Genomic DNA, 24,683 nt, shown 5'->3' on the forward strand with positions numbered 1-24,683 from the left:
CGACGATCTCGCTGTGGTTCAAGACCACCCAGGCCGGCGGCGTCCTCTTCTACTACGGTGACAAGCCGCTGAGCATCACCGACCCGGTCGCCAACACCTGGTACAACACCCCGGCGCTCTACGTGGGCACCGACGGCAAACTGCGCGGCTGCCTGGCCACCGGCAGCTGCACCACGACGATCACCTCGGCCGCCTCCGTCAACGACGGACAGTGGCACCAGGCGACCCTCACCGGTGCGGGCACCATCCAGACCCTTTACCTGGACGGCGTCTCGCAGGGCACCAAGTCCGGCCAGATCAAGGACTGGAACACCCCGTACATCTCCCTGGGTGCGGGCGTGAACAACCGCAACTGGCCCGCGATGAACGCGAACGACCAGCTCGGCCACTTCTCCGGCCAGCTGGCCGAGGCCGCGATCTACACCGAGCCCCTCACCCCCGAGGTCATCGGGGCCCAGTACCAGGCCGCCAAGCGGTCCGCCGGTCTGCTGCAGAAGATCACCACCCCGGGCGGCAAGACCCAGGCGTCCGTCACCTACGGCACCACCGACGACCTGGTCCAGCAGGCCACCGACGGCAACGGCGGCACCTGGAAGCTCAACCCGGCCACCGTCACCGGCTCCTCGCAGGTCTACCGCTCGGCCGTCATGGGCTCCGCCCCCGGCGGCTACTGGCGCCTGGACGACACGCAGGGCGCGGCGCAGGCGGCCAACGAGCTGCACACCGGCTTCGGCACGTACAACACCGTCACGCAGGGCGTGGCGGGACCGTTCGGTGCCGGTGACGTGAGCGCGGCGCAGTTCAACGGCACCAGCTCCTTCGTGGAACTGCCCTACGGGCCGCTGCACGCGAAGGCGGACCGCTCGGTCGAGCTGTGGTTCAAGACCACCAAGCCCGGCGTCATCATGAGCGACCAGTCCAAGGCGCCCAACGACCCGGCGGGAGTGAGCGGCTCCTGGAGCGACATGCTCTACGTCGGAGCGGACGGCAAGCTGCGCGGCCACTGGTGGAGCAGTACCTGCAACGGCAACGCGAACGTGGCGTCCACGGCGACCGTCACCGACAACGCCTGGCACCACGCGGTCCTCTCGGCCGCCGGCACCACGCAGACGCTCTACCTCGACGGCGCCAAGCAGAGCACCTGCACCGGCGCCCCGGACGACCAGACGACGTCGCGGACGTTCGTCGGAGCCGGCTTCAGCAAGTGGACCAGCTCACCCGGTGACGTCAGCTTCTTCACCGGCTCCATCGCCGAGGTCGCCGTCCACTCCAAGGGCCTGAGCGACGCCGAGGTCGGCCAGCACTGGTCCGCCTACAAGGCGTCCTCCGGTGTCGCCCCGGTGCGTACGGTCACCCTGACCGACCCCACCAACAAGACGCTGACGTACGTGTACGACGCCGAGCTGGGCAACCGCATGCTCGCCACGGTCGGCACCGACGGCAAGCGGACCACCTACGGCTACGACACGGCGGGCTTCCTGCACACCGTGACCGACGCCAACGGCAACCGCAGCGTCACCGGCCACGACATCCGCGGCAACACGGTCTCCCAGACCGTCTGCCAGGACACGGCCGCCAACAAGTGCTCCACGGCGTACTACAGCTACTACCCGGACGCCACCACGGCGTTCCCGCCGATGGACCTGCGCAACGACCTGCTCCTCACCGAGCGCGACGGCCGTTCCGCGAGCCCCACGGACAACACCTATCTCACCAGCTACACCTACGACACGGGCGGCAAGCTCACCGCGGTGACCACCCCGCCGGTGCCCGGCTTCCCGAACGGCCGCACCGCCAGCACCACCTACACCACGGCCACCACCCCGGCGGCCGAGGGCGGCACCGCCGTGACCCCGGCCGGCCTGGTCAGCCAGGTCACGACGGCCGGCGGCAAGAAGACCACGTACAGCTACTTCGCCAACGGTGACCTCGCGGAGATCACCGACGCCAACGGCGCCAAGGCGAAGGTCACGTACGACAACCTCGGCCGGCAGCTGACCCGGACCGAGATATCCGACGCCAACCCGGCCGGACTCGTCACGTCCCAGACGTACGACAAGAACGACCAGGTCCTCACCGAAACCGGCCCCGCGGTCACCAACCGGGTCACCGGCGCGGTGCACCAGGCCAGGACCACCACCGGGTTCGACGCGGACGGCAACATCCTGTCCCAGACGGTCTCGGACGTCACCGGCGGCGACGCGGCGCGTACGACGACCATGACGTACGACCCGTACAACCGCCTCGCGGGCCGCACGGACCCGGGCGGCGACACCACGTCGTTCGAGTACGACGGCTACGGCAACAAGGTCAAGGAGACGGACCCCGCGGGGAACGTCAACACCTACACCTTCGACGGCGAGAACCGCCCGCTCACCACCAGCCTCCTGAACCACACCGGCGACCCGAACAACCCCTCGTCACCGGCCACCCTGGTCCAGGAGTCGCGGGCCTACGACCCCGCCGGCCGCCTCGCGTCGATCACCGACTCGATGGGCTGGGTGACGGCGTACACCTACACCGACGACGGCCTGTCGGCCACCGTGGTCCGCAAGGACCCGCAGACCGGCAAGTCCTTCACGCAGCAGGCCAACACCTACGACGCCGCCGGAAACCTCATCCAGCAGGTGACCAACGACGGCAAGACCACGACCGCCTTCACGGTGGACGCGGCCGACCGCACGACGAAGTCGGTACTGGACCCGGCCGGGCTCGCCCGGACGACGACGGTCTCCTACGACCCGGACGACAACGTCGTGACGGAGACGGAGAAGGACCCGGCGACGGGTGACGTCTCCACGTCCGACACCCGCTACGACCAGCTCGGCAACGTCACGGGCAAGACCGTCCACGACGGCACGACGGCCCCGGTGGCCCGGTGGAAGCTGGCCGAGAGCGCCGGCACGACCGCCGACGACTCCTCCGGTGGCACCAACAAGGTCACTCTGACCAGTGGGGTGACCCGTTCCACGGAACAGGGCGGATCCGCGGTCTTCGGCGGCACGTCGAGCAGCTACGGCAAGACGTCCGGCCCCGTCGTGAACACCAACGGCGGCTTCTCCGTCGGGGCGTGGGTACGACTGGACGACACCACCGCGAACCACACCTTCCTGTCCCAGGACGCGGTGTACGGCAACGGCTTCCAGCTCTACTACTCCACCGCGTTCGGCTGGACGTTCAACCGGCCGAACAAGGACGAGTCCGGACTGACCCTGACCCGGGCCGTCTCCGGCACCGCCGCGGTGACGGCAGGAACCTGGACCCACCTCTTCGGCATGTACGACGCGGAGGCGGGCAAGATCCGTCTCTACGTCAACGGGACGCTCGCCCAGGAGACCGCGTTCACCGAACCCTGGGAGGCCACGGGGCCGCTGCAGATCGGACGCCGCAAGGCGGCCGGCTCCTACGGCGAGTACCACAAGGGCGCCCTCAGCGACGTCCAGGTCTACGGCGAGGCACTGACCGCGGCGCAGGTCTCCGCGGTCAAGGGCGGCACGCTCCCGGCAGCGGGCAGCGCCGTCCGCACCAACACCTGGAAGCTGGACCAGCGCGGTCTGCCGCTGTCGATGACCGATGCCAACGGCAGCACCACCGACTACGGCTACGACGAGGCGGGCCAGCAGACCACGGTCACCGAGCCGACCGTCAGCGCGGAGCAGAACGGCGGGACCCCGGTCTCCGTCCGTCCCGTGTCGATGACCGGCTACAACACCTTCAGCGAGCCGACCGAGTCCTCCGACCCGCTCGGCAACGTCGTGGTCACCGCGTACGACGCCGAGGGCCAGGAGTCCTCGACGACCTCGCCGAACTACACGGCGCCGGGAGCCTCGACCCCGATCACCGCCACGAGCTGGAACGAGTACAACAAGCTCGGCCAGGTCACGGCGGAGATCGACCCCCTGGGTGCCCGCAGGACCTACACCTACACCCAGCTGGGCGACCTGGCCTCGGTCACCGACCCGGGCGGCGGTACGACCAAGTACGTCTACGACACCAACGGCGACCAGCTCTCGGCCACCCGGCCGAACGGCGCCCGCGAAGAGACGACCTGGGACTACCTGGAACGACCGCTGACGAGCACGGACATCGAGCGTCAGCCGACGCAGCGTGCCTACACGGCGATCAACGAGTACGACGCGCCGGGCGGCAACCTGTCCCGGACCGTGAGCCCGACAGGTATCACGCAGTCCTACAAGTACAACAACGTGGGCGAGGTCACCGAGGCGACCGACGGCACGGGTGCCAAGTCCAGCTTCACCTACACCATGGACGGTCAGGTCCTCACCGCGACGGACCCGGACGGCACCAGCTCCAAGAACACGTACGACGGCTTCGGCCAGCTCACCACGTCGAGCGACCTGGACACGAACGGAACGGTGCTGCGCAGCAGCAGCTCCGCGTACGACCGGGCGGGCAACCCGGTGTCTCTCACCGACGCCCGGGGTCACACCACCACCTTCACCAGCGACGCGACCGGCCTGATCACCAAGGCGGTCCAGCCGGTCTCGGCGACCGAGTCGATCACCACGACCTTCGGCTACGACGCGGCGGGCAACCGGACGCGCTTCACCGACGGCCGGGGTAACCCGTTCCTCACGACATACAACACGTGGGGTATGCCGGAATCGGTCATCGAGCCCTCCACCCCGACCCACCCGAACGCGGCGGACCGCACCTTCACCACGGTGTACGACGGCGCGGGACGGCCCAAGGAGCAGCGCTCCCCGGGCGGCGTGGTCGCCAGCAACGAGTACGACGTCAAGGGCCGGCTGATCACTCAGTCCGGTACGGGCGCGGAAGTCTCCACCATCTCCCGCACCTACGACTACGACGCCGACGACCGCATCACGGCCGTCGCGGGCACGGGTACCGACAAGAACACCTTCGCCTACGACGACCGCGGTCTGCTGCTGTCCGCGGCAGGGCCCTCGGGAGCCTCCTCCTTCGCCTGGAACGGCGACGGGGCGATGACCTCCAGGACGGACGCGTCCGGCACGTCGAGCTTCGGCTACGACACCGCCGGCCGGCTGAAGACGGTCAACGACGGTGCCACGGGCGGCACGCTGACCTACGGCTACAACGTCAACAGCGACGTCACGTCGATCGACTACGGCACCGGCAAGGCGAAGCGCTCGTACACGTACGACGCCCTGCAGCGGGTCACGAACGACAAGCTGACCTCGCCCTCGGGCACGCAGCTGTCGTCCATCACCTACGGCTGGGACGAGAACGGCAACGAGACGTCGAAGACGACGGCGGGTCTCGCGGGTTCGTCCGCGAACACCTACACGTACGACTGGGCGAACCGGCTGTCCTCCTGGAACAACGGGACGGCGACGGAGGTCTACGGCTACGACGGGGCGGGCAACCGCACGCGCGTCGGCGGTGACACGTACACCTACGACGCCCGCAACCGGCTCACGTCAGACGGGCACAGCACGTACGCGTACACCGCGCGCGGCACGATGAGCTCGGTCGTCGACGAGGGCAGCAGGACGACCTCGATCAAGGCCGACGCCTTCAACCGCGTGATCAACGAGGGCGACCGTACGTACGCGTACGACGGCCTCGACCGGGTGCTGAGCGCGAGCAACCCGACCTCGGGTCCGCTGTTCACGCTCCAGTACAGCGGCACCGGCAACGACGTCGCATCGGACGGCCTGGCGACCTACAGCCGTGACACGGACGGGTCGCTGGTCGGAATCAAGACGGGGGTGTCGTCGGTCCTGGCACTGACGGACCTCCACACCGACGTGGTGGGGCAGTTCACCGCCACGGGCGAGGCACTGACCGGTTCGACGACGTACTCGCCGTTCGGCAAGGTCGTCTCGACCCAGGGCATGGCCGGCCAGCTGGGTTACCAGTCGGGCTGGACGGACCCGGAGACGTCCAAGGTCAACATGGCCGCGCGGTGGTACTCGCCGCAGACGGGCCAGTTCAACAGCCGTGACACGGTCGCCCAGAACCCGCTCCCGGCCTCGGTGACCGCGAACAGCTACGCGTACGCCAACGCCAACCCGATGACCGTCACCGACCCGACGGGTCACTGGGGTGACTGGTTCAAGAAGATCGCCAAGAAGGTCACGCAGAAGGTCACGCACACCGTCTCGACGGCCTGGCACGCGACGGTCGCGACCGTCCAGAAGGCCGCCGTGGTGGTCAAGCAGGCCGCGCGGCAGGTCAAGGCAGCGGTCAAGAAGACCGTCTACCGGACGTACCGGGCGGTCAAGAAGACCGTGCGCTACGTCAACGACAGCGTCCGGAAGGTCAAGAGATACGTCAAACGGACGTACAAGGCCGTGAAGAAGGTCGCCCACAAGGTCGTCAAGCACGTCAAGAAGCAGGTCAAGAAGGTCGCCAAGGCCGTCAAGCACGTGGCGAAGAAGGTGGTCAAGGCAGCCAAGAAGGTCGGCACAGCCGTCAAGAAGGCAGCCAAGGCCACAGCCAACTTCGTCAAACAACACGCCTCGACGATCGCCGCGGTGGCGGTCGGAGTCGCGGTCTTCGCGGGATGCACGGCCATCACGGCCGGCGTCGGCGCGATCGGCTGCGCGGCCCTCGCGGGCGCCGCGGCCAACGGCGTCGGCTACATGATGAGCGACGGCCCCAAGACCCTGGGCGGCTTCGCCATGGCGGTCGGCGTGGGCGCCGTGACCGGTGCCCTCGGTGGCGCGGCGGGCGGTCTCGCCGCGGGCGCGGTGGGCCGTCTGCTCGCCGGTGTCGGCGGCAAGGCGCTCCAGGGTGGTGTCATGGGCGCTGCGGGCGGCGCCGCGGAAGGCGCAGTCGGCTACGGCGTCTCCTGCGTCAGCAGCAGGGAGGGCTGCAGCGTCGGCGGCGCGGCCACGGCCACGGCCGTGGGCGCGGCGACAGGCGGCGTCTTCGGTGCGGCGGCCGGCAAGTGGGGCCCCAAGTCGAAGCAGCAGCGGCAAGCGGACGACTCGCCGGGCGCTCCGCGCCCGACCCAGTGCCGCGTGCCGACTCCGCACAGCTTCACCGGCGCGACGGCCGTTCTGCTGGCCAACGGCATGACGAAGCCGATCTCGGAGGTCAAGGCCGGGGACTACGTCCTGACGGCAGAGCCCGGCAAGAAGGAGAAGGAGAAGCACCGGGTCAAGGAAGTGATCGTCACCAAGACCGACCGTGACTACGTCGATGTCGTCGTAGCCACGAAGGACGGTCCGAAGACGATCCAGACCACCAAGCACCACCAGTTCTACGAGGCCACGCAGAACGCCTGGACCCAGGCCGGCGACCTCAAGGCCGGCCAGCAGGTCCAGAACGGCGACGGTGTACCGACAGCCATCGTCGAGGTCAAGTCGTACACGGCGGAGCGCGTCACCTACGACCTCAGCGTCGAGGGTCTGCACACGTACCATGTGCTCGCCGGCAATACGCCAGTCCTGGTCCACAATGACGATCCGCTGCCCACGCAGGTGGCGGGACGGAATCAGCCGCTGACCAACAAGCAGGCGATCGACTTGGCGAAGTACCTCAAGTACACGAAGACCAACTTCAAGATGCGTGGCCAGCTGGTGTTCACCGACAAGAAGAAGAAGACCTACATCACTCAGGACATCGGAAACGGGGACGGCTCCCACAACGGCGGAACGTGGAAGATTGCAGATTCGGTTGAGGCACTCGGCCAGAAAACTACCCGTACCGCCACCACTGACGCCCTCCTGACCCCGATTGGTTGCTGATGGACAACGACGTGGATACCGATCCGGATTTCCCCTATTGGGGCATCGACATGCCTGGACTCCGTGAGCGCCAGGCCTTCGATGTGGCCGATCTGATTCGGCAATCGGATGCGGACATTGTGCCAACTCTGGTCAATCCGAAGCTGTGGCTGACCCTCCACTTGGACCGGGAAACCGTTGAAGCGATGCGCGATGCTCTGATGTCGACAGAGCAAACCATCGTTACGGCGTCGTTGACCGAGAGCCTCGACGAGTGGCTGGAATGGTCTGCGGACGTTTCATGAGCTGACTGAGTGAATGACCCCTGGAAACGCCCCGCCGAGAAATCGGCGGGGCGTTTCGTCGTCCGTCCCGCGGGGCCGGGCGGGTTGCCCGGACAAAGGCCACGAGTGCCAGGAGCGACGCGCCCGCGACCGCCAGGCCCGGGACGAGGCCCGGGGGGCGGAAGGTGCACGCGATGACCGCGGTGTGCCCGTCCAGGGGGATCGCCACCAGGCCCAGGCGGGCGGCGGCCGGGCGGCCGTTGCAGGTCCAGCCTGCGATCGCCGGGGCCGCGAGGACCGCCGTGCCCGTGGTGTTCGGCGGGAGCTCCGCGCGGATGCCCGAAGAGGTGACCCGCAGCGAGGTCGCCGCCGATGCGCGCAAGGCCGCCACCGCCGCCTCCAGGCGGGGGCGGTCCAGGCAGGAGAGTTCCCAGTGGGTCGGGGCGGGGGCGTCGAAGACCAGCTGCGAGGGGCGGCCCTGCGAGACGCCCATCGGCTGCAGGGCCGCCCTGTTGCGCGGCGGGTTGGCGTTCAGGCGGAAGGAGGGGCCGTCCGCGAGGCGGGCCGTCGCGTTGTACTCCGGGGCCCAGAGGAAGGCCTCCGTGCCCGCGCGGCAGACGCCGGGGGAGACCGGGGCCTCGTAGACCCGCGCGCCCAGCAGCAGCTCCTGGTTGGCGAAGGGCGATGCCCCATAGGCCGGTTCCGGCCCGGGCGGGCGGACCGTGACCAGCGGTGGGACCTCCGCGCGGGCGATCGTGCCGTCCGGCCGCAGGCGGGCGCCTACCGAGAAGACGGCGTCCGTCACCGGGTTGTCCAGGCTCTGTACGTTGCGGCCCCGCGAGGTCCAGCCCGCCCCGAGGGCCATCATGGTCCGCGTGAACAGGTCCGGGGTGTGGCTGCTGTAGTACGCGCCGCCCTCCCCGCCCAGCAGCATCGGGTCGTTGCCCGTCAGCGCCGGCCGCCCCGCGTCCGTGCGGTACGCGGGCCAGCCCCCGGCCGCCTCCAGGGCCCCGGCGCGTGCGGTGTGCGCCGCGCCCCACACCGGGTAGTCGTCCAGCCCCGCCAGCTTGCCCCGCTGTCCGTGGGCGGTGGTCGCCGCCGCCTGGGCGACCAGGACCAGCGCGAGTACGGCCACCGCCGGCAGGACCAGGCGCCGGTGGCGCAGCGCCCACCAGGCCGCGCCCGCCGGCGCCAGGCCGCCGCCGAAGAGGGCGAGCCCCCACGGGGTCGCGAGCCCGCTCCCGCTCGCCGCGAGCAGTACGGCCGCCAGCACCGCCGCGCCGCCCGCCAGTGCCCACGGCCGCGGCGGGCCGGCCGACGTCAGCCCCGCCCAGGCGGCCATCACCACGATCCCGGCCAGCACGAAGGTCTGCCGGTACGGGCTGCCGTTGGGCGTCGCGAAGAGGTGCCAGGCCAGGTGCGTCGGCATCCATTGGAAGGACAGCAGCACCAGCAGGACCAGCCCCGTCCACAGCAGCCGCTCCCGCCCCGCCACCGTCCGGTGGAAGGGCAGGGCCGCCGCGAGCAGCAGGGCCCCGGTGCCGATGAACAGGGCGGGGGAGGAGAAGGAGTAGGTGGCGGGCAGCAGCCGGGCCAGCAGGTCCTCGGTCGCCACCGGCACGAACGGCTTGAACCACCCCGGGTAGGCCTGCTTCGAGCTGAGGAAGAGGGGGAGGAGCACCGGCATCGACAGGGCGACGCCCAACACCGTGGTCAGGGCCGCCCGCGCCAGGGCCCGTAGCGACCGGGCCGTGCCCGAGCGGATCAGCAGCAGTCGGACCAGCAGCACCAGGACCGCGCCCAGCGTCGCCATGTAGGCGGTGTAGAAGTTCGCCGTCCAGCAGAGCGCCACCACCACGACGGCCGCCACCGGCCGGCGCGCGCGCAGCGCCCACTCACCCGTCAGACACAGGAGCGGGAAGGCGATCAGTCCGTCCAGCCACATCGGGTTGTACGAGGCCTCGATCACCGACCAGCCGCACAGCGCGTACGAGGCCCCGAGCAGCCCCGCCGCCCACGCCGGCCCGCGCCGCTGCGTGCGCAGCAGCCAGGCCATCGCCGCCGCCGCGGCCGCCGTCTTGAGCACGGTGACCACGTACACCGCGAGGTCGATGTCCTGGCGCGGGAACAGCCCCACCAGGACGGCGAACGGGCTGGCCAGGTAGGTCCCGAAGTCGGGCAGGAAGCTGGTCCCGTACCCGGACTGCCAGTTCAGCAGCAGCCCGCCCCCGGCGCGCCCGTGCAGCAGGTCCCACAGGTGCGCGTGGAAGGGCACGAACTGGTTGCCGAGGTCGTTGATGCTGCGGTGGCGCGGCCCGTACGGGAAGACGCGCGCCACGGCGTCTCCGGCGCACACGGCCACCACCGTGACCAGGGCGGCGAGCGCCGAGCCGAGCAGACCGGGGCGGCGCGGGGAGCGGTGCGGTGTCGACATGGTGGGCCGACCCTGGCACTCCCGGTGGGCCGAAGGGTGGCCATCGGTGGACGCGAACCCCAACACCCTCGGAATCGTTGGTCGAACCGGTGGCTCTGATCACCTCGACTGCATAACATCGATCACCGCACGGCCCTTGTGCACCGAAGCACAATCTCCCGGCCCTGGAGGCTCCTTTGCACCGTCGCACAGCGCTCTCCGTTTCCGCCGCCCTGCTCCTGGCGGCCCCTCTGCTGTCCGCGTGCTCGGGCGAAGCCCGCCCCGGCACCGCGGCCGTGATCGGCGGCGAACGGATCACCACCTCCGCGCTCCAGGCCCAGGTGAACGACGTCCGCACCGCGCAGAACCGCTCCGACCACGCGGCCGAGCTCATCGCGGCCGTCCCGCAGCTCGACCGGGTCAAGCTCAGCACCATGCTGCAGAGCCGGATCCTCGACCGGATGGCGAAGGACGCCGGCCTCGAGGTCACCCCCAAGGAGCTCCAGGAGGCCCGCAAGGCCTACGACGAGGGCAACCGCGGGGCCGCGGCGTTCGAGGAGGCGATCTTGCAGAAGGCCGCCGTCGCCCCCGACCAGATCGAGCGCTGGGTCCGCGACCAGGTGCTCTTCGAGAAGCTGAACGCCAAGTTCGGCGAGGGCAAGCTCGCCGAGCCCGCCGCGAAGGCCGCGGCCGCGCTCGGCATCGAGGTCAACCCGCGCTACGGCGTCTGGGACCCCCAGCGGGTCACCCTCGGCGAGCACTCCACCCCGTGGATCACCCAGGTCACCCGGCCCGAGCAGCCCCCGGCCGGCGCCTAGGCCGGGGGAGGTAGGTTCGGAGGGTGACTGACGACGTGTCCTCCGAGCCCACCGGCCGCATCGTGCTGCTGACCACGAGCCACCGGGTCGCCCCCGGCATGCTGTCCTGGCCGGCCTGGCAGACCCTGCACGCCGCGGACCGGGTGCTGTGCGCCGACCCGGGCCACGTCCAGCTCCCGTACCTGCGCGAGGCGGGCGTCGACGTGGCGCTGGAGACCCCCGACGCCCAGGCGCTGATCGAGGAGTGCGCCGGCGGGCACACGGTCGTCGTCCTGCTGAGCGGCGAGGGAGACCGGCGGCTCACGGACGGGCTGGCCCGCTTCGCCGGCTCGGGCCGGGTCGCCGTACCGGACCTGGAGCTGCTGCCGGGCTCGTACGACCTGCCGGGCGCACGCCTGCTCGACCTCGTCCAGGTCATGGACCGGGTCCGGCGCGAATGCCCCTGGACCTCGGAGCAGACGCACGAGGGACTGGCGAAGTACGCCATCGAAGAGGCCTACGAGCTGGTCGAGGCCATCGAGGCCGGGGACCGCGAAGAACTGCGCGAGGAACTCGGGGACGTCCTGCTCCAGGTGGTCTTCCACGCGCGCATCGCGGAGGAGGGCGGCCCCGGTGAAGAGGACGAGCCGTTCTCCATCGACGACGTGGCCGGGGCCCTCGTCGAGAAGCTGATCCACCGCCACCCGCACGTCTTCGGCGACGCGACCGCGGAAACCCCGGAGGACGTGAACGCACACTGGCAGCGCACCAAGCAGGTGGAGAAGCAGCGGGAGTCGGTGACCGACGGGATCCCGCTCGGCCAGCCCGGTCTCGCGCTCGCGGCCAAGCTGGCGGGCCGCGCCCGTGCGGGGGAGGTGCCCGTGGAACTGCCCCGCGGAGAGGGCGTCGGGTACGAACTGCTGGACCTGGCGGCGCGTGCCGAGGCGGCGGGGACCGACCCCGAGACCGCGCTGCGCGCGGCGGCCCGGACCTACCGGGACGCGATCCGTGCGGCCGAGGGCGTCGGAGAGTAGCCCTCAGCGGCGGGAGGCCGCGACTGCGTCAGGCGGCGATGTTTTCAATACCCGCGGGGCGCGCGGCCCGACGGGTTGTGCCAGTGCGGGTCCGGGCGGTTCAGGAACCATTCGCCGAAGCCCATCGGCCGGTTCCCCTGGTCCGGGCCCTTGCCACCGGCAGGTACGGAGTCGTGGAAGATCCGGTCCGGGAGCGCGCCGAGCCCCTCCAGGAGCTCCGAGGTCTCCCGAATGAACTGCGGCGGACCGCTGAGGTAGACGTCCTGGTCGGGCCAGAGCCCGCGGTTGCTGAGCGCGGTCGCCAGCCGGTCGGTGGCCTGGTTGCGGTGCTGACCGGGGGCGGGGGTGATGTACGTGACGCTCAGCCAGGCCAGGGAGGCCGCGTACTCGTCGATCAGTGGGCGGTCGTAGAGGTGGGCGGCGTCCCGCGCGACCACGAAGAGCCGTACGTCCTGATCGGGAGGGTGGTCCGCCAGGTCCTCCAGCATGGCGCGGACCGGTGCCCAGCCGGTGCCGGCGGCTATGAAGCTGACCGGGCGGTCCTCGCGGCGGAAGGTCATCTGCCCGCCGGCCGCACCGAGCCGCAGCACGTCCCCGGGCTGCGTCTCACGGATCAGGGCGGTGCTGAGGCGGCCCCCCTCGATCCGGCTGACGTGCAGGTCGAGCGTCCCGTCGGCGCGGGGCGCGTTCCCCAGGGAGTACGTGCGCCAGGTCGTCGGCACCCGGTCGCTGCTCACGCTCGCGTACTGGCCGGGGAGATGGGGGAAGGGGGCGTGCGGGCGGAGGGTGAGGACGCCGATGTCCTGTCCGTACAGCAGGTGGCGTACGACCTCCGCGTCCCACCAGGGCGGGTCCTCGCTGTCGGCGGCGCCGGCCATCATCGCGTCGGCGATCACCTGGTACGCCTCTGACCAGGCCTTCTCGGCCTGGGGGTGCCAGGCGGACCCGGAGGCTTCGGCGAGCGCGGCGATGAGGCTCGTGCCCACGGCCGCGTAGTGCTCGGGCCCCGCCAGGAACTTGCGGTGGTCGCGGCCGAGGTCGCGGAGATAGGGGACGAGCGTTTCGTTCTCCAGGTGGGCGATCACATGGGTGAGCGCGGCGAAGAGCCGGTCCCGCTGTCGTTCCATGTCTTCGAAGGAGGCCGGGAAGAGCTCACGGACTCCGGGGTTGTGCCAGAAGAGGTGGGAGTAGAAGAACTTGACCGCGTGCTCGGCCCGTCTCTCCACCACCGCGAAGCTGCTTTTCAAGATCCTCACATCCACAAAACCGAAAGTAGGAACGCCGGAGAACGTGAGGTCAAGCCAGGGCCGATCTACGGACAGCCGCGATAAATGGTCCATATGGGGTGATGGGCGGCGGGCGGGATACGGTCTCCGGGTGCACGAGCAGACCCCCGCAGCCCCCGAAGAGACCGCCGCCGACCCGTCCGTGGAAGGATCCACGGGCGGATCCACGGGCGGATCCGCAACCGGATCCCCCACCGGATCCGCCCCACCGCCGACCCTGTTCGACTGGGAGTTCGCGACCGACCCGTACCCGGCGTACGCCTGGTTGCGCGAGCACGCGCCCGTGCACCGCACCACGCTCCCCAGCGGGGTCGAGGCCTGGCTCGTCACCCGGTACGCCGACGCCCGCCAGGCCCTCGCCGACCAGCGGCTCAGCAAGAACCCGGCCCACCACGAAGGCTCCGCGCACGCCAAGGGCCGGACCGGGATCCCGGGCGAGCGCAAGGCCGAGCTGATGACCCACCTCCTCAACATCGACCCGCCGGACCACACCCGGCTGCGCCGCCTGGTGTCGAAGGCGTTCACCCCGCGCAGGGTCGCCGAGTTCACCCCGAGGGTGCAGGAGCTGACCGACCACCTCATCGACCGGTTCTGCGAGAAGGGGGAGGCCGACCTCATCCACGAGTTCGCCTTCCCGCTCCCCATCTACGCCATCTGCGAGATGCTCGGCGTACCGCGAGAGGACCAGGACGACTTCCGCGACTGGGCGGGCATGATGATCCGGCACGGCGGCGGTCCGCGCGGCGGGGTGGCGCGGTCCGTGAAGCAGATGCGCACCTATCTCGGGGACCTCATCCACCGCAAGCGCGACGACCTCGGCGACGACCTGATCTCCGATCTGATCCGGGCCAGCGACCACGGTGACCACCTGACCGAGGCCGAGGCCACCGCGATGGCCTTCATCCTGCTGTTCGCGGGGTTCGAAACCACGGTGAACCTGATCGGCAACGGGGTCCACTCCCTCTTCATGAACCCGGAGCAGCGCGAGCGCCTCCAGCGATCCCTCGCCGCCGGCGAGAGCGGCCTGCTGGCCACCGGAGTGGAGGAGCTGCTGCGCTACGACGGCCCCGTGGAGCTGGCCACCTGGCGGTTCGCCACCGAGCCCTTCGAGCTCTGCGGTCGGGGCATCGCGGCCGGCGATCCCGTACTGGTGGTCCTGGCGGCCGCCGACCGGGACCCCGAACGGTTCGACGAACCGGACACCCTGGACCTCTCCCGGGCCGACAATCAGCACCTCGGTTACGGGCACGGCATCCACTACTGCCTGGGCGCCCCGCTCGCGAGGCTCGAAGGGCAGACCGCGCTCGCGACCCTGCTGACGCGGCTGCCCGATCTGGAACTGGCCGTGGCTCCCGAGGAGCTGCGCTGGCGCGGCGGGCTCATCATGCGGGGGCTGCGGACGCTTCCGGTCCGCTTCACCGTCGAATCAAAGTCCCAAAACACCTGAAACCACCCTGACCGGAAGTCAGTTCGCTGCCCAAACTTGTGACTGGCGTTCGAAGGCCGCTAGGTTCTGCCGTTACCCCGCCGTTATGCGAAAGGTGCAGCCTCATGCGTTCCGGGAACGGCCGCCACAGACGCCCCCGACAAGTGCCCGCACTTGTCGTCACCGCCGGAGTCACCGGCACCGCACTCGCCCTGCCCCTGCTCGCCGCCACCGGCGCGAGCGCCGCGGAGACCTCGACTTGGGACAGGGTCGCCGAGTGTGAGAGCGGCGGTACATGGAGCGCCAACTTCGGCGGCGGCGCGTACGGCGGGCTGCAGTTCAGCCAGGAGCAGTGGAAGGGCGCCGGCGGGCTCGACTTCGCCGAGCGCGCCGACCTCGCCAGCCGCTCCCAGCAGATCGCCGTGGCCGAACGGGTCCTGGCCTCCCAGGGCCCCGTGGCGTGGCCGCTGTGCGCGGTGCAGGCCGGTCTGACGCAGGACGCGCCCGCCGCCGAGGTGAACCCGGGCCTGCCCGGTGGTTCCGCGTCCGCGACCCCCGCCCCGTCCCGCCCCGACGACTCCGTGCCCCACACGGGCTCGGGCACGTCCACGGACTTCGGGGCTCCGTCGCAGGGGGGCCCGACGTCCCCGCCGGCCTCGGTGCTGCCCGACTATCCGATCGGCGTGCCCGGCGAACTGCCCGTCATGCCCCCGCCGGACGCCCAGACGCCGCCTCCCGGCCTCCCGGGCGACCCGACGCCTCCCACGAGCCCGACGGACCCCGCCACTCCCGCACCGCCGTCCGCGGACGCGACCCTTCCGGTGGGCCCGACCCTTCCGGTGGCCCCGTCGTCTCCGGAGACCCCGTCAGGCCCTGGGACCCCGTCCGACCCTGGGAACGGGGCGAAGCCGACGAACCCGGGTAATTCGGAGAACCCGGCAAACCCGGTCAACCCGATTGATCCCACGGCCCCGACGGCTCCGGCCGCACCCGGCGAGTCCGCCTCCCCGACCGCTCCGGCGGCCCCCGGCGCGAGCGAGGGCGGCGGCAAGCACCGCGGCCCGGCCGCCGTCGAGACGCCCGCCGCGTCTGACGCCGCGTCGGAGCCGACGTACACCGTGAAGGCGGGCGACAGTCTGATCGCGATCGCGGACGCCAACGGAGTGAAGGGCGGCTGGAAGGGCCTCTACGAGGCCAACGAGCAGGTCATCGGCGACGACGCGGACCTGATCAAGCCCGGTCAGAACCTGGATCTAACGCATCAATAAGGACACTTGAGGCGCCCGGAACCAGCTGATTGTCCGTTTTCTGTAAGTGAGACATGTGTCTCTTCAGGTCAACTGGCGTGTCCGGCCCGGAGGGTTCCGCAAACCCCGCCCTCACCTGCGCAAACGCCCTTTCGGGGAGCGCAAGTAGGCACCGTTTCCCCCCGATGTCGCTCGTTGAACATCGGGGGGAGACCTGTCTACCTTCTGAATCGCCCGCCACCGCGGGCTCCTTCGACCGCATCGCCGAATCCTGCCGGCGGACGGAGGGAACACTCGTCGCGTAAAGCGCCGAAGGCAGGAGCGGGGGAACCAAGGTAGGCGCCGGGAAGGGCCGTTGAGAGACGGTCACGGAACCGGCTAGGGGTTAAGCCAAGCGCTAGGTCGCTCGGCCGGGCACTCACTCGCCCGAACCCGACAGCTCACCTCGTAGGCGTCGGTGAGGAGAACTCCATGCTGCTTTCGGGCAAGGGCAAGCACCGTCGCGGTTCCAAGGCCGTCCGCATCGTCACGCTCGCCGGTGTCGCCGGTGTCGCCGTCGCGGCTCCGCTGATGGCCGCGGGCACCGCCTCGGCCGCGACCGCTTCCGAGTGGGACCGCGTCGCCTCGTGCGAGTCCGGCGGCAACTGGTCCATCAACACGGGCAACGGCTACTACGGCGGCCTGCAGTTCTCGTCCTCCACGTGGGCCGCGTACGGCGGCAAGGCGTACGCCTCGCAGGCCAACCAGGCCTCCAAGTCGCAGCAGATAGCCATCGCCGAGAAGGTCCTCAAGGGCCAGGGCAAGGGCGCCTGGCCGCACTGCGGCGTCGGCCTGTCGAACTCCTCCTACACCGGCGGATCGGCGCAGGCACCCGCCAAGCCGAAGACGCAGCCGAAGCAGGAGAAGAAGACCGAGGCGAAGAAGGAGACCAAGCGCGTCGAGGCTCCGACCACCCGCTCCGAGCGTCCGGCCGCCGCCCCGAAGGCCGAGGCCCCCAAGACGGGCAACGGCTCCTACGCGGTCAAGTCCGGCGACACGCTGGGTGCGATCGCCGACGCGAACAACGTGTCCGGTGGCTGGGAGAAGCTCTTCGAGCTCAACAAGGACATCGTCACGGACGCCAACCTGATCTTCCCGGGCCAGAAGCTGAAGCTCAGCTGAAGCTCAGCTGAAGCTGAACCCCAGCTGAAACCTGTGAGAACGGTCGTGTCCGCTTTCGCGACACGCAGTAGTTCCACCGCGTAATTCCACCGCCCGGCGCGCAACCCCCTTCGCGCCGGGCGGTGCTGTGTGCGGGTGCCGACGGTCTGACGGGGCCTCCGAAAGGCCGATGATCAAGGGTCCTATGTCCTGTAAGAGGGGCATTCAGGCCCTTTTTCGTCCCAGCCCCCGGGCGGTCGGCCGGCCGAGTGCCCGGAGGCGGTTAGGCTCTAAGCGGCAAGGCCATCCCACGGCCTGACATGCCACCGCACACCCAGCGTCACATCCCAGAAGGAGATGCTCGTGCCGTCCATCGACGTCGTCGTAGCCCGGGAAATCCTGGACTCCCGAGGCAACCCCACGGTCGAGGTCGAGGTGGGCCTCGACGATGGCAGCACCGGCCGTGCTGCAGTCCCGTCCGGCGCCTCCACCGGAGCGTTCGAAGCCGTCGAGCTCCGTGACGGTGACCCCAACCGCTACATGGGCAAGGGCGTAGAGAAGGCCGTCCTCGCCGTCATCGAGCAGCTCGGCCCGGAGCTCGTCGGCTACGACGCCACCGAGCAGCGCCTGATCGACCAGGCGATGATCGACCTGGACGCCACCGAGAACAAGGGCTCCCTCGGCGCCAACGCCATCCTGGGCGTCTCCCTCGCCGTCGCGCACGCCGCGTCCGAGGCCTCGGACCTCCCGCTCTTCCGCTACCTCGGCGGCCCGAACGCGCACCTGCTGCCCGTTCCGATGATGAACATCCTGAACGGTGGGTCGCACGCCGACTCCAACGTCGACATCCAGGAGTTCATGATCGCCCCGATCGGCGCGGAGTCCTTCTCCGAGGCCCTTCGCTGGGGTGCCGAGGTCTACCACACCCTCAAGAAGGTCCTGCACACCAAGGGCCTCTCCACCGGTCTGGGCGACGAGGGCGGTTTCGCGCCGAACCTCGAGTCGAACCGCGCCGCGCTGGACCTCATCGTCGAGGCCATCAAGCAGGCCGGCTACGTCCCGGGCACCCAGATCGCGCTCGCGCTCGACGTCGCCGCGTCCGAGTTCTACAAGGACGGCAACTACGAGTTCGAGGGCAAGTCCCGCTCGGCCGCCGAGATGACCGACTACTACGCCGAGCTCGTCGAGGCGTACCCGCTCGTCTCCATCGAGGACCCGCTGTTCGAGGACGACTGGGCCGGCTGGAAGACCCTCACCGACCGCCTGGGCTCCAAGGTCCAGATCGTCGGCGACGACCTCTTCGTCACCAACCCCGAGCGTCTCGCCCGCGGCATCGAAGAGGGCTCGGCGAACGCCCTGCTCGTCAAGGTGAACCAGATCGGTTCGCTGACCGAGACCCTGGACGCCGTCGAGATGGCCCAGCGCAACGGTTTCAAGTGCATGATGTCGCACCGTTCCGGTGAGACCGAGGACGTCACCATCGCCGACCTCGCCGTCGCCGTGAACTGCGGCCAGATCAAGACCGGCGCCCCGGCCCGCTCGGACCGCGTCGCCAAGTACAACCAGCTCCTGCGCATCGAGGAGATCCTCGACGACGCGGCCGTGTACGCGGGTCGCTCCGCCTTCCCGCGCTTCAAGGGCTGATCAGTCCTTCAGGGCGCAAGCCTCCCTACGTCCCCGCACTCGGTCCCGTACCGTGTGCGGGGACGTAGTGCGTCGTGCGCATATAGGGGAGGCGGATCAATGGCCGGGAACCGGGACCGGTTCGCCACGTTCTCGACCGCGACCAGGCTCAAGCAGCTCGGTGAGCGGACCGCGGCGCACGTGTACCGCTCGCAGTCCCGCCGGCAGGTCCGCCGCAGCCGGCTCACCGGCCGGGCAGCCCTGCTGGTGCTCGTCCTCTGTACCCTGGTCGTCGCGCTCGCGTATCCGATGCGCCAGTACGTGTCCCAGCGCTCGGAGATCGCGAAGCAGCAGAAGGACGCCGTCGCCGCGCGGGACCGGCTGGAACGGCTGCGCGACGAGAAGGCCCGCTGGCAGGACAACGCGTACGCCGAGCAGCAGGCGCGCAAGCACCTGCACTTCGTCCGGCCGGGGGAGATCAGCTACATCATGACCGACCCCGGTGCCGGCGGCGCCGAGCAGCGCCGCGGCGGACAGGCCGCCACCGACCGGCCCTGGTACTCCAACGTCTGGGACGGCGTCGACAAGGCCGACCGCCCGGGCGACTGAGTCCCACCCATCCACGAGAACGAAAAGACTTCCTCCAGGCATGCAGACGCCCCCGCCCCAGACCGACCGGACCGAGCCGACCGCCGCCGACATCGAGGCGTTCGAACAGCAGCTCGGCCGCCCCCCGCGCGGGCTGCGCGCCATCGCGCACCGTTGCCCCTGCGGGCAGCCGGACGTGGTGGAGACCGCCCCGCGGCTCCCCGACGGCACCCCCTTCCCGACGCTGTACTACCTGACCTGCCCGCGGGCCGCCGGTGCGATCGGCACGCTGGAGGCCAACGGCGTGATGAAGGAGATGCAGGCCCGCCTCGCCGTGGACCCGGAGCTGGCCGACGCCTACCGGGCCGCGCACGAGGACTACATCACCCGCCGCGACGCCATCGAGGTGCTCCAGGGCTTCCCGAGCGCCGGCGGCATGCCGGACCGGGTGAAGTGCCTGCACGTGCTGGTCGGCCACTCCCTGGCCGCGGGCCCGGGCGTGAACCCGTTCGGTGACGAGGCCCTGGCGATGCTGCCCGAGTGGTGGGCCAAGGGCGCCTGCGTCACCCCGTGCGGTGAGAAGAAGACCGAAGAGAACGCAGCAGAGGAGGCCGGCGCGTGACCCGCGTCGCGGCCGTCGACTGCGGTACGAACTCCATCCGGCTCCTCGTCGCGGACCTCGACCGCGCCACCGGCGAGCTGATCGAGCTGGACCGCCGGATGATCGTCGTCCGGCTCGGCCAGGGCGTCGACAAGACGGGCCGGCTGGCTCCGGAGGCCCTGGAGCGCACCTTCGCGGCCTGCCGCGAGTACGCGGCGGTCATCAAGGAGCTCGGCGCCGAGCGGGTGCGCTTCGTGGCGACCTCGGCCTCCCGGGACGCGGAGAACCGGGACGAGTTCGTCCGGGGCGTGCTGGACATCCTGGGCGTCGAGCCCGAGGTGATCAGCGGTGACCAGGAGGCCGAGTTCTCCTTCACCGGCGCCACCGGTGAGCTGACCGGCCACACCGACCTGGAGCGGCCCTTCCTGGTGGTGGACATCGGCGGCGGCTCCACGGAGTTCGTGGTCGGCACCGAACACGTCCGGGCGGCCCGCTCCGTCGACGTGGGCTGTGTCCGGATGACCGAGCGCCACCTGACGGTGGACGGGGTCGTCACCGACCCGCCGACCGCGGAGCAGATCGCCGCGATACGGGCCGACATCGAGGCGGCGCTGGACCTGGCCGGCGAGAGCGTCCCGCTGGCCGAGGCGCGCACCCTGGTGGGGCTGGCCGGCTCGGTGACCACGGTCGCCGCGATCGCGCTGGGCCTCCAGGCGTACGACTCGGCGCGGATCCACCACTCCCGGATCCCGTACGAGACGGTCCGCGAGATCAGCGGGCGGATGCTGACGCTGACGCACGCCGAGCGCGCGGCCATCCCGGTGATGCACCCGGGACGGGTCGACGTGATCGGCGCGGGCGCCCTGGTCCTGCTGGCGATCATGGAACGGATCGGCGCCTCGGAGGTCCTGGTCTCGGAGCACGACATCCTCGACGGCATCGCCTGGTCCATCGCCTGACGACAGCCTCGACCGCACGACACGGTGCCCCCGGCGGATCCCGCCGGGGGCACCGTGTCGTGCGGGTCACCCGTCCAGCCGGACCGGCATCAGGAGGGAGAAGGACTCCTCGTCGTCGGGGCGGCGGATCACCACGGGGGCCTTGGGGGCGCCGAGTTCCAGGATCAGCCGGTCCCGGGCGCCGGCGGCGAGGGCGTCCAGCAGGAACGCGCGGTTCAGGCCGACGGCAGCCGGGTCGTCGTCATCGTCGTCGCCGAGTGACACCGCGCCCCCGTCGGTCACCTTGAGCACGCTGACGTCGCCGGTCACGCCGTCCTGTTCGCGCTCGGCCGGGCGGACGGGGCCCGTTTCCAGGGCATCGCGGAAGGCCGGTACGTCGACGGGGACCCGGCGCCCCGCGGGCAGGCTGACCAGGCGGCGGTAGTCGGGGAACTCGTGGTCCAGGCACCGGCCGGCCGCCTGGCGGTCCGCCGTCTCCGTCTCCAGGACCACGCGGTCGCCGTCCACGGTGAGCAGGACCGGAGCGTCATCGCTCAGCAGCGCCCGCATCGCGTCGGCGAGCGGGGCGGGTACGAGGAGCTGCAGACGGGGCCCGGTGTGTCCGGTGGCGCCCGCGCGGGCGACGGCCAGGCGGTACCGGTCGGTGGCCACCACGCGCAGCGCCCCGCCCTCGATGTCGAACAGGATGCCGCCGAGCACCGGCAGCTCGGGATCGGCGGCGACGGCGAACCGGACGGCGTCCAGCGCGGCGGCCAGCTCGGGCCCGGACACGGTGAGCCGGGCGGTCGGGGCGGCGCCGGGACGGGGCGTGCTCGCGGACGCGCCGTGGGACGTGTCGTTGGGCGTGCCGATGGAGCTGATCATGGGGTTCTCCCTGCGTTCGAGTAGCGCGCGGATCGCGGAGAACTCGCCGCGGGTATCGGACAGGCCCCGTTCGAGCCGGAGCAGGTGCGCCCGGAGCAGGCCGCGCACCAGATCGGTGTCCGCGCCGGCCCAGCCGGCCAGGACCAGCCGGATGTCCGCCACCGGCATCCCGGCCCGCCGGAGCCGGGCCAGCAGCCGTGCCTCCTCGACCTGCTCGGGCCCGTACCAGCGGTACCCGCTCGCCGGGTCGACCACGACGGGCACCAGTACGCCGGCCCCGTCGTAGAACCGCAGGGCGCTCACGCTCAGGCCGCTCTCGCGGGCCGTCTCGCCGATACTGCGCATCTCGTTCTCCACGTTCCGAACACTGGTCCCTCGACCAGGTCGAGGGTCAAACAGCGGGGTCGGCAGGGGTCGGCAGGGGGCCGAGGGCCGTCCCGGGGGGCCGTTCGGGGGGCTTAGGTCCCGTCGTCCACATGAACTTCGTGAAGTTCTTCACAAGGAAAAGGTGCCTGTGAGGGCTCCGGAGGAGCCTTTTGGGCGAGTCTCGAGCGCCCCGGGCCTTCTTTTCGCTCGCGTTCGTGCGATTGGCGGACGCCGCGAGCCTCTGGCGGTAGGTATCCACGAAGGCTGTGGTCTACTCCGCTTGAGGGCATGGAGGCCAGGTCGGGACTGGTGTTCAACGACTCCCGTTACACCCTGGTTCCCATTTCGCGCCATGACCTCGGTCACGTGGGCCGCGGAGTGTAGCAGAGGGTCCAGAGGTCCTTGTGAAGGGGCTCACGAGCGTCACCCCTTGGGGTGCTGGATACTCGTTCCATGAGCACCACGGAGCGTCCCAGGATCCTCGTTGTAGGAGGTGGGTACGTAGGCCTGTACGCAGCCAAGCGCATCATGAAGAAGATGCGTTACGGCGAGGCGACCGTCACGGTCGTCGACCCGCGCTCGTACATGACCTACCAGCCCTTCCTCCCTGAAGTGGCCGCAGGCAGCATCTCGCCTCGGCACGTCGTCGTACCGCTGCGACGCGTGCTGCCCAAGGCTGAGGTTCTCACCGGCCGGGTCACGAACATCGACCAGGACCGCAAGGTCGCCGTCGTCACGCCGCTGGTCGGCGAGGCGTACGAGCTGCCCTTCGACTACCTGGTGATCGCGCTCGGCGCCATCTCCCGCACCTTCCCGATCCCCGGCCTCGCCGAACAGGGCATCGGCATGAAGGGCGTCGAAGAGGGCATCGGCCTGCGCAACCACGTACTCGAGCAGCTCGACAAGGCCGAGTCCACGACGGACGAGGACGTCCGCCGCAAGGCCCTCACCTTCGTCTTCGTCGGCGGCGGCTTCGCCGGCGCCGAGACGATCGGCGAGGTCGAGGACATGGCCCGCGACGCCGCGAAGTACTACACCAGCATCAAGCGCGAGGACATGCGCTTCATCCTGGTCGACGCGGCCGACAAGATCCTTCCCGAGGTCGGGCCCAAGCTCGGCACCTGGGGCAAGGAGCACCTCGAGTCGCGCGGCATCGAGATCTACCTGAACACCTCCATGGACTCCTGCGTGGACGGCCACGTGGTGCTGAAGAACGGCCTCGAGGTCGACTCCAACACCCTCGTGTGGACCGCCGGCGTCAAGCCCAACCCGGTGCTGGCCCGCTACGGCCTGCCGCTGGGCCCCCGCGGCCACGTGGACGCCGAGCCGACCCTCCAGGTCAAGGGCACGGACTACATCTGGACCGCCGGCGACAACGCCCAGGTGCCCGACCTCGCCGCCCGCAAGGCCGGCGTGGAGAACGCCTGGTGCCCGCCGAACGCCCAGCACGCGCTGCGCCAGGCCAAGGTCCTCGGCGACAACGTCATCTCGGGCATGCGGGGCTTCCCGCAGACCGAGTACTCGCACTCCAACAAGGGTGCGGTGGCGGGCCTCGGCCTCCACAAGGGCGTGGCGATGATCGTCATGGGCAAGATGAAGATCAAGCTCAAGGGCCGGCTCGCCTGGTACATGCACCGTGGCTACCACGGCATGGCCATGCCGACCTGGAACCGCAAGATCCGCGTCTTCGCCGACTGGACCCTCGGCATGTTCCTCAAGCGCGAGGTCGTCTCCCTCGGCGCCCTGGAAACCCCCCGCGAGGAGTTCTACGAGGCCGCCAAGCCGGCTCCGGCCGCCGTCTCCGCGGCCCCGGCCGAGAAGGCCAAGGCCTCCTGACCCGGTAGGACCCGTAGGACCGGCAGGACCAGCGGTACAGGCAGCACCAGCAGGACCAGTAGGACAGTAGGACCAGCAGGACCGGTACGACCCAGTGTGTCCCCGAAGGGGCCGCCCGCCATCCGTGGTGCGGGCGGCCCCTTCGGCATACTCGGGACCGGATCCGGGTATGCCGTGCGGTCGGAACTTATCGGAGCGCCTGTTGGAGGGTCCTGCATGAACGATGCCGCGCCGCGGCTCGCCGCTTCAGCCGAAATCTTGCTGGGAGCCCCTCTCCCCGTCCGGATCCGGGCCTGGGACGGCAGCGAGGCCGGCCCGCTCGGTGGACCCGTCCTGGTCCTGAACAACCGGCGCGCCCTGCGCCGGGTCCTGTGGAAGCCGGGCGAACTCGGTCTGGCCCGCGCCTGGGTGGCCGGGGACATCACCTCGGACGGGGACCTGTTCGAGCTCCTGGACCGGGTCGGGGGGGTGTTTTTGGGGGGGGGACGCGGGACCCTTCCCCCGCCAGACGCCCAAACAACCCCGACCACCCAAAAAAAC

The 24,683-nt window shown here is 70.4% G+C and carries 15 protein-coding genes, 1 pseudogene and 1 riboswitch; of the genes and pseudogenes, 13 read left to right on the forward strand and 3 right to left on the reverse strand.

The window, feature by feature from the left end; all coding sequences use genetic code 11:
• The first annotated feature begins 11 nt into the window (after nt 1–11).
• A complete protein-coding gene (locus tag ACFWBW_RS29840; RefSeq protein ID WP_385378895.1) occupies nt 12–7,700 on the forward strand; it encodes a LamG-like jellyroll fold domain-containing protein in 7,689 nt (2,562 codons plus the stop codon).
• The gene (locus tag ACFWBW_RS29845; RefSeq protein ID WP_385378831.1) at nt 7,700–7,984 is read left to right on the forward strand and encodes a hypothetical protein; all 285 of its coding nucleotides are present in this window, start codon (nt 7,700–7,702) and stop codon (nt 7,982–7,984) included. The genes ACFWBW_RS29840 and ACFWBW_RS29845 overlap by 1 nt, the downstream gene beginning before the upstream one ends.
• Here ACFWBW_RS29845 and ACFWBW_RS29850 read toward each other — a convergent pair.
• On the reverse strand, nt 7,923–10,397 hold the full coding sequence (locus ACFWBW_RS29850; protein ID WP_385378834.1) for a YfhO family protein: 2,475 nt from the start codon (nt 10,395–10,397) through the stop codon (nt 7,923–7,925). The two genes, ACFWBW_RS29845 and ACFWBW_RS29850, sit on opposite strands and share 62 nt — an antisense overlap.
• Before the next feature lie 176 nt (nt 10,398–10,573).
• Between ACFWBW_RS29850 and ACFWBW_RS29855 the strand changes: the two genes are divergently transcribed.
• Complete coding sequence (locus ACFWBW_RS29855) at nt 10,574–11,194, forward strand: SurA N-terminal domain-containing protein (RefSeq protein WP_385378836.1); 621 nt, start codon at nt 10,574–10,576, stop codon at nt 11,192–11,194.
• Between the two features lie 23 nt (nt 11,195–11,217).
• Nucleotides 11,218–12,207 (forward strand): nucleoside triphosphate pyrophosphohydrolase, encoded by a 990-nt coding sequence (locus ACFWBW_RS29860; protein ID WP_385378839.1) that lies wholly within the window; start codon nt 11,218–11,220, stop codon nt 12,205–12,207.
• Nucleotides 12,208–12,251: 44 nt separating this feature from the next.
• Here ACFWBW_RS29860 and ACFWBW_RS29865 read toward each other — a convergent pair whose 3' ends face one another.
• Nucleotides 12,252–13,463, reverse strand: a complete 1,212-nt coding sequence (locus tag ACFWBW_RS29865) for a globin domain-containing protein (protein WP_385378842.1) — start codon at nt 13,461–13,463, stop codon at nt 12,252–12,254.
• A gap of 247 nt (nt 13,464–13,710) precedes the next feature.
• On the opposite strand from ACFWBW_RS29865, the gene ACFWBW_RS29870 reads away from it, so the two are divergent.
• The 7 genes from ACFWBW_RS29870 to ACFWBW_RS29900 all read left to right on the forward strand — a co-directional run bounded on the left by ACFWBW_RS29870 (nt 13,711) and on the right by ACFWBW_RS29900 (nt 21,077).
• Complete coding sequence (locus ACFWBW_RS29870) at nt 13,711–14,940, forward strand: cytochrome P450 (RefSeq protein WP_385378898.1); 1,230 nt, start codon at nt 13,711–13,713, stop codon at nt 14,938–14,940.
• A gap of 143 nt (nt 14,941–15,083) precedes the next feature.
• Nucleotides 15,084–16,187: a transglycosylase family protein gene (locus ACFWBW_RS29875; protein WP_385378844.1), complete on the forward strand. Its 1,104-nt coding sequence runs from the start codon at nt 15,084–15,086 to the stop codon at nt 16,185–16,187.
• A gap of 276 nt (nt 16,188–16,463) precedes the next feature.
• A riboswitch (cyclic di-AMP (ydaO/yuaA leader) is annotated at nt 16,464–16,635 on the forward strand.
• Nucleotides 16,636–16,637: 2 nt separating this feature from the next.
• Entirely contained in the window at nt 16,638–17,327 is a 690-nt protein-coding gene (locus ACFWBW_RS29880; RefSeq protein WP_385378847.1) for a transglycosylase family protein, read from the forward strand.
• A 336-nt stretch (nt 17,328–17,663) separates the two neighbouring features.
• Entirely contained in the window at nt 17,664–18,950 is a 1,287-nt protein-coding gene (gene eno / locus ACFWBW_RS29885) for a phosphopyruvate hydratase (protein WP_243335222.1), read from the forward strand.
• 99 nt (nt 18,951–19,049) lie between these two features.
• Complete coding sequence (locus ACFWBW_RS29890; protein WP_385378850.1) at nt 19,050–19,538, forward strand: septum formation initiator family protein; 489 nt, start codon at nt 19,050–19,052, stop codon at nt 19,536–19,538.
• A 40-nt stretch (nt 19,539–19,578) separates the two neighbouring features.
• Nucleotides 19,579–20,139: a DUF501 domain-containing protein gene (locus tag ACFWBW_RS29895; protein ID WP_385378853.1), complete on the forward strand. Its 561-nt coding sequence runs from the start codon at nt 19,579–19,581 to the stop codon at nt 20,137–20,139.
• Nucleotides 20,136–21,077, forward strand: a complete 942-nt coding sequence (locus ACFWBW_RS29900; RefSeq protein ID WP_385378856.1) for an exopolyphosphatase — start codon at nt 20,136–20,138, stop codon at nt 21,075–21,077. The genes ACFWBW_RS29895 and ACFWBW_RS29900 overlap by 4 nt, the downstream gene beginning before the upstream one ends.
• 66 nt (nt 21,078–21,143) lie before the next feature.
• On the opposite strand, the gene ACFWBW_RS29905 is transcribed toward ACFWBW_RS29900, so the two are convergent.
• Nucleotides 21,144–22,286, reverse strand: a complete 1,143-nt coding sequence (locus ACFWBW_RS29905) for a MerR family transcriptional regulator (RefSeq protein WP_385378859.1) — start codon at nt 22,284–22,286, stop codon at nt 21,144–21,146.
• Nucleotides 22,287–22,760: 474 nt separating this feature from the next.
• Between ACFWBW_RS29905 and ACFWBW_RS29910 the strand changes: the two genes are divergently transcribed.
• Both ACFWBW_RS29910 and ACFWBW_RS29915 read left to right on the forward strand, forming a co-directional pair.
• Nucleotides 22,761–24,143, forward strand: coding sequence for an NAD(P)/FAD-dependent oxidoreductase (locus tag ACFWBW_RS29910; RefSeq protein WP_385378862.1), 1,383 nt, complete (start codon nt 22,761–22,763; stop codon nt 24,141–24,143).
• 216 nt (nt 24,144–24,359) lie between these two features.
• A pseudogene (locus tag ACFWBW_RS29915) lies at nt 24,360–24,683 on the forward strand (SAM-dependent methyltransferase); the annotation flags it as partial.

Source organism: Streptomyces sp. NPDC059957 (genome assembly GCF_042730015.1).
GTDB lineage: Bacteria > Actinomycetota > Actinomycetes > Streptomycetales > Streptomycetaceae > Streptomyces.

Coding starts and splice junctions, on each gene's coding strand:
- ACFWBW_RS29845 (WP_385378831.1), top strand. CDS start 7,700: ATGGACAACGACGTGGATACCGATCCGGATTTCCCCTATTGGGGCATC.
- ACFWBW_RS29850 (WP_385378834.1), bottom strand. CDS start 10,397: ATGTCGACACCGCACCGCTCCCCGCGCCGCCCCGGTCTGCTCGGCTCG.
- ACFWBW_RS29880 (WP_385378847.1), top strand. CDS start 16,638: ATGCTGCTTTCGGGCAAGGGCAAGCACCGTCGCGGTTCCAAGGCCGTC.
- eno (WP_243335222.1), top strand. CDS start 17,664: ATGCTCGTGCCGTCCATCGACGTCGTCGTAGCCCGGGAAATCCTGGAC.
- ACFWBW_RS29890 (WP_385378850.1), top strand. CDS start 19,050: ATGGCCGGGAACCGGGACCGGTTCGCCACGTTCTCGACCGCGACCAGG.
- ACFWBW_RS29895 (WP_385378853.1), top strand. CDS start 19,579: ATGCAGACGCCCCCGCCCCAGACCGACCGGACCGAGCCGACCGCCGCC.
- ACFWBW_RS29905 (WP_385378859.1), bottom strand. CDS start 22,286: ATGCGCAGTATCGGCGAGACGGCCCGCGAGAGCGGCCTGAGCGTGAGC.
- ACFWBW_RS29910 (WP_385378862.1), top strand. CDS start 22,761: ATGAGCACCACGGAGCGTCCCAGGATCCTCGTTGTAGGAGGTGGGTAC.